Consider the following 13,833-nt stretch of genomic DNA (forward strand, 5'->3'; position numbering starts at 1 on the left):
CGTGCTGATCCCATTGTCAGAACAGGAAGTACCGTTGCGCCATCGGCAACACATCTGCCGGCTCACACCACAGCAGTACACCATCGGCCTTGACCTGATAGGTCTGCGGATCGACGTCGATGTCCGGCAGGTAGTCGTTGTGAATCAGATCGGTTTTCTGCACATCACGACAGCCTTTGACCACGGCGATTTTCTTTTTCAGACCCAGGGTTTCGGGCAAGCCGGCCTCCTGCGCCGCCTGGCTGATGAACGTCAGGCTGGTGGCGTGCAGAGAGCCACCGTAGCTGGCGAACATCGGGCGGTAGTGCACCGGTTGCGGTGTCGGAATCGACGCGTTGGCATCGCCCATCAAGCTGGCCGCAATGGCACCGCCTTTGAGGATCAGCGTCGGCTTTACGCCGAAAAACGCCGGGCGCCACAGTACCAGATCCGCCCATTTCCCCACTTCCACCGAGCCCACTTCATGGCTGATGCCATGGGTGATTGCCGGGTTGATGGTGTACTTGGCGATGTAGCGTTTGGCGCGGAAGTTGTCGTTGCCCTCACCGTCCAGGGGCAGCGGGCCGCGCTGCTTTTTCATCTTGTCGGCGGTTTGCCAGGTGCGGGTGATCACCTCACCGACGCGGCCCATGGCCTGGCTGTCGGAGCTGATCATCGAGAACGCGCCGAGATCGTGAAGGATGTCTTCGGCCGCGATGGTTTCGCGGCGAATGCGGCTTTCGGCGAAGGCCACGTCTTCGGCAATGCTCGGGTCCAGGTGGTGGCAGACCATCAGCATGTCGAGGTGTTCGTCGATGGTGTTGCGGGTGAAGGGCCGGGTCGGGTTGGTCGAACTCGGCAGCACGTTGGTAAAACCGCAGGCCTTGATAATGTCCGGGGCATGGCCGCCACCTGCACCTTCGGTGTGGTAGGTGTGGATGGTACGGCCCTTGAACGCGGCGAGAGTTGTTTCGACGAAGCCCGACTCGTTGAGGGTGTCGGTGTGGATCGCTACCTGCACATCGTACTGGTCGGCGACACTCAGGCAATTGTCGATGCTGGCCGGGGTGGTGCCCCAGTCTTCGTGGAGCTTGAGGCCAATGGCGCCGGCCTTGACCTGTTCGATCAGCGGCTCGGGCAGGCTGGCGTTACCCTTGCCAGTCAGGCCGATGTTCATCGGGAAGGCGTCGGCGGCCTGGAGCATGCGCGCCAGGTGCCACGGCCCGGAGGTGCAAGTGGTGGCATTGGTGCCGGTGGCTGGCCCGGTACCGCCACCGATCATGGTGGTGACACCGCTCATCAGCGCTTCTTCGATCTGCTGCGGGCAGATGAAGTGGATGTGGGTGTCGATGCCGCCGGCGGTCAGGATCATGCCTTCACCGGCAATCACTTCGGTGCTGGCGCCAATGGCAATGTTCACGTTGGGCTGAACGTCGGGATTACCGGCCTTGCCGATGGCGGCGATGCGACCGTCCTTGAGGCCGACGTCCGCCTTGACGATGCCCCAGTGGTCGATGATCAGCGCATTGGTGATCAGGGTGTCAACGACCTCGGCAGCGAGCAGCTGGCTCTGGCCCTGGCCGTCGCGGATGACTTTACCGCCGCCGAACTTCACTTCTTCGCCGTAGGTGGTGAAGTCTTTTTCAACTTCGATCCACAGCTCGGTGTCGGCCAGGCGGACCCTGTCACCGACGGTGGGGCCGTACATGTCGGCGTAGGCTTGTCTTGAGATTTTCATGGGCTTGCCTTGGGATTCAATTGATTTCGAGACCGCTCGCGTTGCTCGCTATCGCTGGCAAGCCAGCTCCTACAGGGTGCATGGCTGGGGATCTTTTGTAGGAGCTGGCTTGCCAGCGAAGAGGCCGGTGCAGGCACTACATAACTTACAGGTCACCCATGATCCGCCCGGCAAACCCGAACACCCGGCGATGCCCAGCGAGGTCGACGAGCTCGACCTCGCGGCTCTGCCCCGGTTCGAAGCGCACGGCGGTGCCAGCGGGGATGTTCAGGCGCATGCCGCGGCTGGCGGCGCGGTCGAAGGTCAGGGCGTCGTTGGTTTCGAAAAAGTGGTAATGCGAGCCGACCTGGATCGGACGGTCGCCGCTGTTGGCCACTTTCAAGCTGACAGTGCGACGATCAACGTTGAGTTCGATGTCGCCGGGCTGGATCTGGTATTCACCGGGAATCATCAATGAGCTCCTTGGAGAATCTTGTAGTAAAGGGCTGTCGGCTTGTAGCGGCCGCTCGGGTCGCAGGCGTAATCGGGGATTTCACCGGCGCGGGTGTAGCCCAGCGCCTTGTAGAAGTCTTCAGCCGGGGAGCCGGCCTCGGTATCGAGGTAGAGCATGCCGCGTTTGTGTTGCAGGGCCGCCTGCTCCACCGCCGCCATCAATTGCTGGCCCAGGCCGCGGCGCTGCGCGTGCTCGCGCACCAGCAATTTCTGCACCTCGGCGCGGTTCAGGCCATTGGCTTTCTGGCACAGGGTCAACTGTACGCTGGCCTGCACTTGTTCGTCCTTGACCACCACCCACAACAACACGTTGCCCTTGTTCAGGTTCTCCTGGACTTCATCGAAATATGCGCGGGCCTGCGTGGCATCCAGGTTGGCCATGAAGCCGACGCTGGCGCCATAACCGACGGCATCGAGCAGCAAGTCAATCAATCCCTGACGATAGTGCGCAAAGCTTTCAACGTTGACGCGTCGCAGTTGGGCGGGGTTCATCGGGTATCACTCCTTGCTGGCGGTCGGTGGTTGCGCGCCAGGATTGAGGGTCAGTTGCATGAAGGTCAGGTCCAGCCAGCGACCGAACTTGGTGCCCACCTGAGGCATCTGCCCGGTGATCACGAAGCCGATGCGCTCATGCAGGCGAATCGAGGCGGCGTTGCCACTTTCGATGGCTGCGACCATCACGTGTTTGCCGCAGGCCCTGGCGCGCTCGACCAGGGCATCCATCAGTTTCGGGCCAAGGCCATTGCCGCGTTGGTCGCTGCGCACGTAGACCGAGTGCTCGACGGTGTGGCGGAAACCATCGAACGGTCGCCAGTCACCGAACGAAGCGTAGCCCAGTACGCTGTTCTCGCCGTCGACGATCACCAGGATCGGATAACCCTGGGATTGCCGGGCGCTGAACCAGGCCTGGCGGTTGCCGAGGTCGACCGCCTGTTCGTTCCAGATCGCCGTGGTGTTGAGCACGGCGTCGTTGTAGATGTCACGGATTGCCGGCAGGTCGGCGTGTACCGCATCGCGAATGGTGTAAGTCATGGTGCAGCCTCAGGCGATCGGTTGGTGGACGGTGACCAGTTTGGTGCCGTCGGGAAAGGTCGCTTCGACCTGGATCTCCGGGATCATTTCCGGGATGCCTTCCATCACTTGTTCGCGGCTGAGCAGGGTGGTGCCGTAGTGCATCAGCTCGGCTACGGTCTGGCCGTCGCGGGCGCCTTCGAGCAGCGCGGCGGAAATGTAGGCCATGGCCTCCGGGTAATTGAGTTTCACGCCGCGGGCCAAACGCCGCTCGGCGACGAGGCCGGCGGTGAAGATCAGCAGCTTGTCTTTTTCGCGTGGGGTCAGGTCCATCGTAGAAATCCATCTGGGCAGATAAAAAGTTCGGAACTGTAAATGCATCATTTGTAGGCGCTGGCTTGCCAGCGAAGGCGTGCTCACTGACGCCAGAGGCTTCGCTGGCAAGCCAGCTCCTACAGGAATCGCATTTCAGGTGCTCCATATTCTGGGTGGGACGGCTTCACGACCGAGCAACGCCGGCCTGAGCAATCGCCACAAATCGATCATCCAGCCGCGTGCCAACAAGGCTTCGCTGGCCAGGCAACGGGCGACTAAAAGCCCCGGCAACTGAGTCAAATCCCCGCGCACGTCATTGGGCAGCGAACGGCATTGCTCCAGCAATTGGCTATCAATCTCGCCAGTCACCAGCAACGTGGCAAACACCGGTTGCCCGTCCAGCCCAATCGGCGAATCGAGCAAACCGTCATTGCCGACGATGCGCTGGCGTTCATGCCAGAGCAACTGACCATCACGGCGGATATCCAGTTGCGCCTGGAAATGCCCGAGGTCGAAGCGCTCGCCACTGGCCGGGCGACCCAGCGCCACCACGTCCCAGTAGAACAGTCGTGCATCGCCTTGCAGCTCGATGGAGGTGCTGAGCTCGGCGCGGGCATCGCTGTAGACGATCGTCTCCTGTGGCAGCCACTCCAGTGTCGCGCCGTGGGCCACCTTCAGGTCGAGTTTCTGATAAGCCGGCGCTGCCGCGCGATACCACTTGGCGGCGCCGGGGCTGGTGATTTGCGCCCACGCCGCGTGGCCGACGCTGGCGCTGATGTCCAGCCGGTCACCGCCGGCAATCCCGCCCGGTGGATGCACGATGATGTGCTGGCACACCTCGGGCCCTTCTGCATACAGGTGCTTCTGCACCCGCAGCGGGCCTTTGTGTCGTCGTTGGACAGGGCGCGTGCTGTCGCCAAATCGGGCATAGCCCAGTTCCAGCTCGGCATGCCAGCTCGGGGTAAACAGGGCAGTGGGAAGAGGTAAATTCATATTTTCTGATTATCGCCGGGACGCCACAGATTAGATCGTTACCAGACCGCGTACACCCTCGGCTTCCATGTTTTCTCCACGGCCCTGCTGCACGATCTCGCCACGGGACATCACCAGATACTGATCAGCCAGTTCGGCGGCGAAATCGTAGAACTGCTCTACCAGCAGAATCGCCATGTCGCCGCGCGCCGCGAGTTTCTTGATCACCGCGCCAATTTCCTTGATCACCGACGGCTGGATGCCTTCGGTGGGCTCATCGAGGATCAGCAGGCGCGGACGGCTGGCCAGGGCTCTGCCGATTGCAAGCTGCTGCTGTTGGCCACCGGACAAGTCACCGCCGCGTCGCTGCTTCATTTGCAGCAGCACCGGAAACAGTTCGTAGATGAACGCCGGAACTTCTTTCGCCTCGGAGCCCGGGAATCGTGACAGGCCCATCAGCAGGTTTTCCTCCACGGTCAGGCGGCCGAAAATTTCCCGGCCTTGCGGCACGTAGGCGATGCCGGCATGCACCCGCTGGTGCGGCTTGAACGTGGTGATCGGCTTACCCTCCCAATTGACCGCGCCTTCCTTGGCGGGTAGCAGGCCCATCAGGCACTTGAGCAGGGTGGTCTTGCCCACGCCGTTACGGCCGAGCAGGCAGGTGACTTCGCCGACCTTCACGTCAAACGTCAGGCCGCGCAGGATGTGGCTACCACCGTAGTACTGGTGCAGCTTGTCGACTTGTAGCATGTTCAAACTCTCCCCAATCCCCTGTAGGAGCTGGCTTGCCAGCGAAGGCGTACTGATGGACGCCAAAAGCTTCGCTGGCAAGCCAGCTCCTACAGGTTCTTTATTTGCAGGCCTAGCGACCGAGATAAACGTCGATTACCCGTTCGTTGTCCTGCACCTGCTCCAGCGACCCTTCGGCCAGCACGCTGCCCTGGTGTAACACGGTGACATGGTCGGCGATCGAGCCGACAAACCCCATGTCATGTTCCACCACCATCAGCGAATGCTTGCCGGCCAGGGTCTTGAAGAGTTCGGCGGTGAATTCGGTTTCGGCGTCGGTCATACCGGCCACCGGTTCATCGAGCAGCAGCAACTGCGGGTCTTGCATCAACAGCATGCCGATTTCCAGGAACTGCTTCTGGCCGTGGGACAGCAAGCCGGCGGGACGATTGACCGAAGCGGTCAGGCGAATGGTGTCGAGCACTTCGGCGATACGGTCTTTCTGCTCGCCGCTCAAGCGTGCCCGCAGGCTGGCCCACACCGATTTGTCGGTTTTCTGCGCCAGCTCCAGGTTCTCGAACACACTCAAGGCTTCGAACACGGTCGGCTTCTGGAACTTGCGGCCGATGCCGGCCTGGGCAATCTGCACTTCGCTCATTTGCGTCAGGTCCAGGGTTTCGCCGAACCAGGCCTTGCCGTGGGTGGGGCGGGTCTTGCCGGTGATCACGTCCATGAGCGTGGTCTTGCCCGCGCCGTTAGGGCCGATGATGCAGCGCAACTCGCCGACCCCGATGTACAGGTTCAAGTCGTTCAACGCCTTGAAGCCATCGAAGCTAACGCTGATGTCTTCCAGGGTCAGGATGGTACCGTGGCGCGTGTTCAAGCCTTTGCCGGCACGCTGGCCGAGGCCGATGGCATCGCGGCTGCTGCCGGCGTCCCGGTTCGGTTCCAGGGGCGGGAAAAATGCCGGTTCGAGCATGAATTCAGCGCTTGCAGTGACTCTCATTGTTCACCTCTTTTCTTCAGCAAACCGATCACGCCCTTGGGCAGGTACAGGGTCACGATGATGAACAGCGCGCCGAGGAAAAACAGCCAGTATTCCGGGAACGCCACGGTGAACCAGCTCTTCATGCCATTGACCACGCCGGCGCCAAGCAATGGGCCGATCAAAGTGCCGCGACCACCGAGGGCTACCCAGACCGCCGCTTCGATCGAGTTGGTCGGCGACATTTCGCTCGGGTTGATGATGCCCACCTGCGGCACGTACAACGCACCGGCCAGGCCGCACAACACCGCGCTCAACACCCACACGAACAGCTTGAATCCGCGCGGGTCATAGCCGCAGAACATCAAGCGATTTTCCGCATCGCGCAGTGCGGTCAGCACGCGGCCGAACTTGCTCTGCGCCAGGCGCCAGCCGATGTACAGGCTCGCCACCAGCAGCAGCACCGTGGCGAAAAACAGCACTGCGCGGGTCCCCGGTTCGGTGATGCCAAAGCCGAGTATGGTGCGGAAGTTGGTGAAGCCGTTGTTGCCGCCAAAACCGGTTTCGTTGCGAAAAAACAGGAGCATGCCGGCGAAGGTCAGGGCCTGGGTCATGATCGAGAAATACACGCCCTTGATCCGCGAGCGGAAGGCGAAGAAGCCGAACACCAACGCCAGCAAACCCGGCGCCAGCACCACCAGGCACAGGGCCCAGAGAAAGCTGTCGGTGCCGGCCCAGTACCAGGGCAATTCGCTCCACGACAGGAACGTCATGAAGGCCGGCAAGCCATCGCCCGAGGCCTGGCGCATCAGGTACATGCCCATGGCGTAACCGCCGAGGGCGAAGAACAGGCCATGGCCGAGGGACAACAGGCCGGCATAACCCCAGACCAGATCGAGGGCCAGGGCGACGATGGCGTAGCACAGAATCTTGCCCACCAACGTCAGCGTGTAGGCCGAGACATGGAAGACGCTGTCCGGCGACAACAATGACAGCAACGGCAACGCCAACAGTAAGGCAAGGATCACCGCACCGACGGCGATCGTGACTTTGGGGCCGGCCTTTTGGCTGGCCGTGAGCATCAGGGGCTGGTTCATCAGTCGATCACCCGTCCTTTCAGTGCGAAGAGGCCTTGCGGACGTTTCTGGATGAACAGAATGATCAGCGCGAGGATGAGGATCTTGCCGAGCACGGCACCGATTTGCGGTTCGAGAATCTTGTTGGCGATGCCCAACCCGAACGCGGCGAGCACGCTACCGGCCAGTTGCCCGACGCCGCCGAGCACCACCACCAGGAACGAGTCGATGATGTAGCTCTGGCCGAGGTCCGGGCCGACGTTGCCGATCTGGCTCAGCGCCACGCCGCCGAGGCCGGCAATGCCCGAGCCGAGGCCGAAGGCGAGCATGTCCACGCGCCCGGTGGGCACGCCGCAGCAGGCCGCCATGTTGCGGTTCTGGGTGACGGCGCGCACGTTCAGACCCAGGCGGGTCCTGTTCAACAGCAGCCAGGTGAGCACCACCACAAACAGCGCGAACGCGATGATCACGATGCGGTTGTACGGCAGCACAAGATTGGGCAGCACTTGAATCCCGCCGGACAACCACGCCGGGTTGGCCACCTCGACGTTTTGCGCACCGAACACCAGGCGCACCAACTGGATCAGCATCAGGCTGATGCCCCAGGTGGCGAGCAGGGTTTCCAGCGGGCGACCGTAGAGGTGGCGAATCACCGTGCGCTCCAGCGCCATGCCGATCCCGGCCGTGACGAAAAATGCCACGGGCAACGCGATCAACGGATAGAACTCGATGGCTTGCGGGGCGAAGCGCTGGAACATCAGCTGCACGACGTAGGTCGAGTACGCACCGAGCATCAACATTTCGCCATGCGCCATGTTGATCACCCCAAGCAGACCGAAGGTGATCGCAAGTCCCAGGGCGGCGAGCAGCAGGATCGAGCCGAGGGACATGCCGCTGAAGGCCTGGCCGAGCATTTCGCCGACCAGCAGTTTGCGTTTGACCTGGGCCAGGCTGGTTTCGGCAGCGGTGCGCACGTTGGCGTCGGCTTCGACACCCGGTTCCAGCAGACTTTCCAGGCGAGTGCGGGCCAGGGGATCACCGGTTTCCCCGAGTAGGCGCACAGCGGCGAGGCGCACGGCCGGATCGCTGTCCACCAGTTGCAGGTTGGCCAGGGCCAGGCTGAGCGCGGCGTGAACGCTTTCATCTTTTTCGCCAGCCAGTTGCTGGTCGAGGAATTTCAGCTGCGCGGGTTTGGCGCTTTTCTGCAATTGCTGCGCAGCGCCCAGACGGGTCTTGGCGTCGGCGGCGAGCAATTGGTGGCTGGCCAGGGCGGTGTCGATCAGACCCCGCAGGCGGTTATTCAGGCGCAGGGTTTTCGGCTGGCCATCGACCGTCAGTTCGCCTTGTTGCAGGGCGTTGATCAGTTCGATGCGCGCAGGATCAGGCTGCGCGGCCCATGCTTCGAGCAGTTTGGCCTGCTGCATGGGATTGGCGGCGACGAAGTCTTCGGCGTCGCTGGCAAAAGTGACCATCGGCAACAGAAGTGCGATGGTGAGGATAAAGCGGTAAAAGGCAGTGGGCATAGCAAATGTCCTGGTCATGCGCGGACCCTGTAGGAGCTGGCTTGCCAGCGAAAGCGGATTGATTGACACCAAAAGCTTCGCTGGCAAGCCAGCTCCTACAGGTGTTGTGTCAGGCCCGAATCACCCGGGCCCGGCATCCATGGGCTCAGTTGCTCTTCACCGCATATTCCGGCTTCTTGTCGTTGCCCGGAATGAACGGGCTCCACGGCTGGGCGCGGATCGGTCCTTCGGTCTGCCACACCACGTTGAACTGACCGTCGGCCTGGATCTCGCCGATCATCACCGGCTTGTGCAGGTGGTGGTTGGTCTTGTCCATGGTCAGGGTGTAGCCGGACGGTGCGGCAAAGGTCTGGCCAGCCAAGGCTTCACGCACCTTGTCGACATCGGTGGACTTGGCTTTTTCAGCCGCCTGCGCCCACATGTGGATGCCGACGTAAGTGGCTTCCATCGGGTCGTTGGTCACGGCCTTGTCGGCACCCGGCAGGTTGTGTTTCTTCGCGTAGGCTTTCCAGTCGGCGACGAACTTCTTGTTGGCCGGGTTCTCCACCGACTCGAAGTAGTTCCATGCTGCGAGGTTGCCCACCAGCGGCTTGGTGTCGATGCCGCGCAACTCCTCTTCACCGACTGAGAACGCCACGACCGGAACGTCGGTAGCTTTCAGACCCTGGTTGGCCAGCTCTTTATAAAACGGCACGTTGGAGTCGCCATTGACGGTGGAGATGACGGCGGTTTTGCCACCAGCCGAGAATTTTTTGATGTTGGCCACGATGGTTTGATAATCGCTGTGACCGAACGGGGTGTAGATCTCTTCGATGTCCTTGTCCGCCACACCTTTGGAATGCAGGAACGAGCGCAGGATCTTGTTGGTGGTGCGTGGGTAGACGTAGTCGGTGCCCAGCAGGAAGTAACGCTTGGCACTGCCGCCTTCTTCGCTCATCAAGTATTCCACGGCGGGGATCGCCTGCTGGTTCGGCGCGGCACCGGTGTAGAACACGTTCGGCGACATCTCTTCGCCTTCGTACTGCACCGGGTAGAACAGCAGGCCATTGAGTTCTTCGAACACTGGCAACACCGATTTACGTGACACCGACGTCCAGCATCCGAACACCACGGCGACCTTGTCCTGGGTCAGCAACTGCCGGCCTTTTTCAGCGAACAGGGGCCAGTTCGACGCCGGGTCCACCACCACCGCTTCGAGCATCTTGCCGTTCACGCCGCCCTTGGCGTTGATCTCGTCGATGGTCATCAGCGCCATGTCCTTGAGCGATGTTTCGGAGATCGCCATGGTGCCGGACAACGAATGCAGGATACCGACCTTGATGGTCTCGGCGGCCTGGACAGTCCAGGTCATGCCCATCGCGGCAATGCTTGCCGTGAGTGTGAAAGCCTTGATCAAACTGCGACGCTTCATTGTGCGATCTCCATGAACTTATGAGTTTTCTTGGTTGGCAGATGCGGACTACTGAAGGGTCTTTAGCAAGGGGTGTGCCTGTTCGGCAAAGGCCGGGAAAACTCGTGATAGAGCCTTCGGCGGGTTCGCGCGCGCACCAGACTGGGGCCTGTTTGCAAGGCAGGTGCGCCTGTGTGCGCAGCATTGGTGCCGACGCCAGGGAGAAGAGTAACTATGTACCGCCATGGGCGTTCTTCTCAGTGCAACAGTGGGTGCTCAATCATGACTCAATGGAGTACCCCCTCATGGACGAACAACCACAAGGGCACGAATGGATAATCGCTGAATCAAAACTGACTGTTTCGGATCGGACCTTTCTTTCGATGGACGACGCCGCCTGTTATGCCCACGAACAGGTAGGCCGTCGTCGTGATCGCGAATACTACGGCTATATTTATCAGCGAAATGATCAACGGTACGTGGTGAGTGTGTTGTTGGAAAAACCAGTCAGTTGGCATCACCAGGTTACCCCCGACAATCATGTCTTGCGTGGTTCGTTTTACTCTCACCCAGCGCTTTCGACACTCGATACAGACAAGGTCGCCCAGCTGAAATGGTCCATCGAGGATGCGACGACGAGCTTGCTGATGTTCAGTGCCGAAGAGCTGCGCAAACTCCTCGGAACCGGCCCGGGCTACCTGTCGGGGGCCGAAGACAGTTTGATCCGATTCACCCCCGCCAGCAGCCCGGGCTCGTCGGCTCTGCTCAAACAACTGGGCACCAGCCAATCGCCCGGCAAGCTTGCCCTCGATCTGGAAACGGGAGTGGTCAAACCTGAACAACTGGTGACAGAGGCGATAGCCGCGGGTGATTTGCAGGTCATTATCAGCAACGGGCGCTGGCGACCTCGGGGGGCAGTCACGGAGCACGTCGTTCCCGGCCCTTGGCAGCGCAATGTACCGGAGAGAGTGTCATTGGGTGCGGTTTTCCAGTCAGCCGATGAAGCGGCACTCGATCGTTATGGCCGAAACACCCTACAACGTGATGAAGGACAGATCTGGTTCGGGTTCATTCTCAAACACAAGGCCAAAGAAGAATATGTCGCTTCAGAACTGGTTCCCGTCAGTTTTCCAAGAGACAAGCTTTTCCTCGAACGCAGTGTGTTCCGGTATAACCGATCCGGGGAATATGCCTATCCCGAGTCATTCACCCCTCACTCCTATTTCTATTCGCGCCAACGGGGCAAGCATGAGCGCGATGCCTCCCGACGCTGGCTGGCCGAGCATTTCATTGTTCCGAAGGATCTATGGGTCGCGGTCTACAACGCAAAAAAACGCCCAGCCATCGGGGCCAGAGTTCCGGCATCACTCTACGTGTCGACGCCGGACGGCGCACTGCTGAAGTATGTTCCGCGCCCGGACACGCCGCTGTTCGACAACGACGTCCCGAACATGGGCCTGGAGGTCATTCAAAAAAATCTGGCCAAGGGCGTGTCGAGCGCAACCGATTTTGTCACGATGGTCGCCCGTCACGATGAGTTGCAGGTGTTGCGCACCAGTGCCTGCTGGGACAGGAAGGGGCTGGTCGACACCCGCTGGGCGCCGAGCCAGAACCTGCAGCGTCGTTCGCTCGGTCCACTTTTCCTGACGGCGGATGACGCCGCCGTGCATGCGCGTTCGCAAGTGCCTGCCAGCGCGACAAGCGCATTCGGTGGTCTGATTCTCCAACGCTCTGACGGAAGGTACTTGGCCACTGATCCTGTCGACATTCCCCGGGAAGACTTTGATACAACGTGGATCTTTTCGGATGCTGCGATAGAACTCGGCCAGTTTCCACCAGACTGCACGATCGTTGCACGTTATCGCTCAAGGGTTCAGCGCGCCTTACCTGTCCTGCTATCCGCCGCCGACAAAGAGCTCTATGGCAACATGCTCTCTGTTGATTCCATCTACACCGCATTCATGAGGAGAACACGGCTGCTCGATGAATACCTGTTTGCGCCAGATGGGTCGACTATCCGTTACCGGATCGGTACTTGGGAGCGTATCCGCGCCGATCTGGCCATTGCGATAAGCCTGTCGGGAAAACCGGCTCGTGATCTGGATGCCACCTGGATCAAAGAGCAGATCCATGCCGGTACCTTGACGCCGACGGCGTGGGTTAAAAAGCTGGTCAATTCCGGGTATCTGAAAGTGGTTACAGGAAGTCGTCTCTGGGGGGCGGCTCGCGAAGTCACGGAATTTGAACCGTATCAAACAACGCCCCACACGACGGGCTACCCAAGGGCCTTGGTGGGACCGGCTTATAGCGCGGTCTGCATCCAGGAGCAGGATGCCGCACGTCTGGCGCATGAACAGGCCGGTAGTCGCTCATCACTCGGTTTTGGATTTATCCTGCGCAATGCCCACGACGGTTCTTTCCTCGCGACGCTGCCCGTGAGTGTGCACAACTCACGGTTGGCGTATGACCGTGTCTTCCCCGGTGTATTGCCTTACCGCTTCGTGGACAGTGGGCTCATCCTGTGTGCAGCTGCTACGCCGCCGGGATTGTCGGATGATGATTACCGACACTTCTTTTCACCCATGGACGTGAGTCTGGCGCGCGACAGCGCCCGAACGTCCAATGGGTACAGGCCGATTTATTTTTCCTGTGGCGACGGCGCACTGCTACGTCTTGAGCTCGCGCCATTCGATCCGGTTGAGTATCGGGACAAATTTGGTCAGGTTCAGGTCAGGGACAATCCGTTCGCGACAACGGCGCAGGCTCAACGCGATCAGGACGATATCAACCGCGGCTCATTCAAACTGACGGATTACATTCGGCGTATGGCGGCTGCGGGGAAATTGGAGGTGCTGTTGACCAGCGCTTACTGGTCCCGTTCGGGTGAGGTTGGGCAGGACTGGATTGCTGGTATGCCGTCTGTGTCCGTCGAAGCAAGGTGGGCAAGCAAGTCCAGGCTGCCGTTTGGGCCAATGTTTCATCATCCTGACGATGCAGCTCGTTATGTTCAGCTTCGAGCGGCACGATTCAACATAGGCGCGGCGTGTACAAGCGCAATCCTGGCCAAACCCGATACCTATTCGTACGTTGGCATGGAGCCCCTCGCGGGTACGCGTGATCCCGAGGATGCCATCAAGTTGATCTTCCGCACGGCGAGCGACGTTTCAGTTTCACCCGGTACTCGATTGCCGCGCTTGCCTGATAACTACAAATGGATGGCCAGTCATCAGATTGTTCAGTCGGGATCAAATGCTGACGCTGACAATTTCGCTTCCCCCGAGTCGATTCATTCGCACACGCAGCTCTTGAAAAACAAAGGCTTTGATATTACGGCGTTCTACTATTCGACACGCGACGGTGCATTGCTGAAGTACCTGCCGACCTATTCGATAGCGGAGCAAGCGCTGCTTGCAGTAAAACTGGTGCAACCTCCGAATGATCAATGGGCCACCGTGTTGTCGTTCGACGCGTTCATTTCCAGGCTGGCTAACGGCAGTACTTTAGAAGTGTTGAAGGCCGGCGGTTATTGGCGCCAGGCCGGGCGACTGGGAACCGATTGGAAAATCATACGTCAACAGGTTCCCGACGTATCCGCCCAACATACTCGGGATGAGTTGTAACCG

The 13,833-nt window shown here is 60.3% G+C and carries 12 protein-coding genes; 1 reads left to right on the forward strand and 11 read right to left on the reverse strand.

Annotation, left to right across the window (positions count from 1 at the left end; translation table 11 throughout):
- Window positions 1–16 precede the first annotated feature (16 nt).
- The 11 genes from ureC to urtA all read right to left on the reverse strand — a co-directional run bounded on the left by ureC (window position 17) and on the right by urtA (window position 10,231).
- Window positions 17–1,717 carry an urease subunit alpha gene (gene ureC, locus HFK74_RS14340; RefSeq protein WP_180204062.1) on the reverse strand — a complete coding sequence of 567 codons (1,701 nt, stop codon included), beginning with the start codon at window positions 1,715–1,717 and terminating at the stop codon, window positions 17–19.
- A 145-nt stretch (window positions 1,718–1,862) separates the two neighbouring features.
- Window positions 1,863–2,168: an urease subunit beta gene (locus HFK74_RS14345; RefSeq protein WP_140669666.1), complete on the reverse strand. Its 306-nt coding sequence runs from the start codon at window positions 2,166–2,168 to the stop codon at window positions 1,863–1,865.
- Window positions 2,168–2,701 (reverse strand): GNAT family N-acetyltransferase, encoded by a 534-nt coding sequence (locus HFK74_RS14350; RefSeq protein ID WP_180204063.1) that lies wholly within the window; start codon window positions 2,699–2,701, stop codon window positions 2,168–2,170. Before HFK74_RS14350 ends, HFK74_RS14345 begins: the two co-directional genes overlap by 1 nt.
- Window positions 2,702–2,707: 6 nt before the next feature.
- Window positions 2,708–3,241, reverse strand: a complete 534-nt coding sequence (locus HFK74_RS14355; protein WP_180204064.1) for a GNAT family N-acetyltransferase — start codon at window positions 3,239–3,241, stop codon at window positions 2,708–2,710.
- Window positions 3,242–3,250: 9 nt separating this feature from the next.
- A complete protein-coding gene (ureA, locus tag HFK74_RS14360) occupies window positions 3,251–3,553 on the reverse strand; it encodes an urease subunit gamma (protein WP_007937143.1) in 303 nt (100 codons plus the stop codon).
- 135 nt (window positions 3,554–3,688) lie between these two features.
- Window positions 3,689–4,528, reverse strand: coding sequence for an urease accessory protein UreD (locus tag HFK74_RS14365; protein ID WP_180204065.1), 840 nt, complete (start codon window positions 4,526–4,528; stop codon window positions 3,689–3,691).
- A 30-nt stretch (window positions 4,529–4,558) separates the two neighbouring features.
- A complete protein-coding gene (gene urtE, locus HFK74_RS14370) occupies window positions 4,559–5,257 on the reverse strand; it encodes an urea ABC transporter ATP-binding subunit UrtE (protein ID WP_008031204.1) in 699 nt (232 codons plus the stop codon).
- Window positions 5,258–5,369: 112 nt separating this feature from the next.
- A complete protein-coding gene (urtD, locus tag HFK74_RS14375; protein ID WP_008058879.1) occupies window positions 5,370–6,242 on the reverse strand; it encodes an urea ABC transporter ATP-binding protein UrtD in 873 nt (290 codons plus the stop codon).
- On the reverse strand, window positions 6,239–7,318 hold the full coding sequence (urtC, locus tag HFK74_RS14380) for an urea ABC transporter permease subunit UrtC (RefSeq protein ID WP_180204066.1): 1,080 nt from the start codon (window positions 7,316–7,318) through the stop codon (window positions 6,239–6,241). Before urtC ends, urtD begins: the two co-directional genes overlap by 4 nt.
- Window positions 7,318–8,820, reverse strand: a complete 1,503-nt coding sequence (gene urtB, locus HFK74_RS14385; RefSeq protein ID WP_180204067.1) for an urea ABC transporter permease subunit UrtB — start codon at window positions 8,818–8,820, stop codon at window positions 7,318–7,320. Before urtB ends, urtC begins: the two co-directional genes overlap by 1 nt.
- Window positions 8,821–8,965: 145 nt before the next feature.
- Window positions 8,966–10,231 (reverse strand): urea ABC transporter substrate-binding protein, encoded by a 1,266-nt coding sequence (urtA, locus tag HFK74_RS14390; RefSeq protein WP_180204068.1) that lies wholly within the window; start codon window positions 10,229–10,231, stop codon window positions 8,966–8,968.
- Window positions 10,232–10,404: 173 nt separating this feature from the next.
- On the opposite strand from urtA, the gene HFK74_RS14395 reads away from it, so the two are divergent.
- Window positions 10,405–13,830, forward strand: coding sequence for a hypothetical protein (locus HFK74_RS14395; protein ID WP_368738163.1), 3,426 nt, complete (start codon window positions 10,405–10,407; stop codon window positions 13,828–13,830).
- Window positions 13,831–13,833 lie beyond the last annotated feature (3 nt).

It is taken from the genome of Pseudomonas sp. SbOxS1 (genome assembly GCF_013416725.1).
Classification (GTDB): domain Bacteria; phylum Pseudomonadota; class Gammaproteobacteria; order Pseudomonadales; family Pseudomonadaceae; genus Aquipseudomonas.

Coding starts and splice junctions, on each gene's coding strand:
- HFK74_RS14365 (WP_180204065.1), bottom strand. CDS start 4,528: ATGAATTTACCTCTTCCCACTGCCCTGTTTACCCCGAGCTGGCATGCC.
- HFK74_RS14350 (WP_180204063.1), bottom strand. CDS start 2,701: ATGAACCCCGCCCAACTGCGACGCGTCAACGTTGAAAGCTTTGCGCAC.
- ureA (WP_007937143.1), bottom strand. CDS start 3,553: ATGGACCTGACCCCACGCGAAAAAGACAAGCTGCTGATCTTCACCGCC.
- urtA (WP_180204068.1), bottom strand. CDS start 10,231: ATGAAGCGTCGCAGTTTGATCAAGGCTTTCACACTCACGGCAAGCATT.
- urtB (WP_180204067.1), bottom strand. CDS start 8,820: ATGCCCACTGCCTTTTACCGCTTTATCCTCACCATCGCACTTCTGTTG.
- urtD (WP_008058879.1), bottom strand. CDS start 6,242: ATGAGAGTCACTGCAAGCGCTGAATTCATGCTCGAACCGGCATTTTTC.
- HFK74_RS14355 (WP_180204064.1), bottom strand. CDS start 3,241: ATGACTTACACCATTCGCGATGCGGTACACGCCGACCTGCCGGCAATC.
- urtE (WP_008031204.1), bottom strand. CDS start 5,257: ATGCTACAAGTCGACAAGCTGCACCAGTACTACGGTGGTAGCCACATC.
- ureC (WP_180204062.1), bottom strand. CDS start 1,717: ATGAAAATCTCAAGACAAGCCTACGCCGACATGTACGGCCCCACCGTC.
- HFK74_RS14345 (WP_140669666.1), bottom strand. CDS start 2,168: ATGATTCCCGGTGAATACCAGATCCAGCCCGGCGACATCGAACTCAAC.
- urtC (WP_180204066.1), bottom strand. CDS start 7,318: ATGAACCAGCCCCTGATGCTCACGGCCAGCCAAAAGGCCGGCCCCAAA.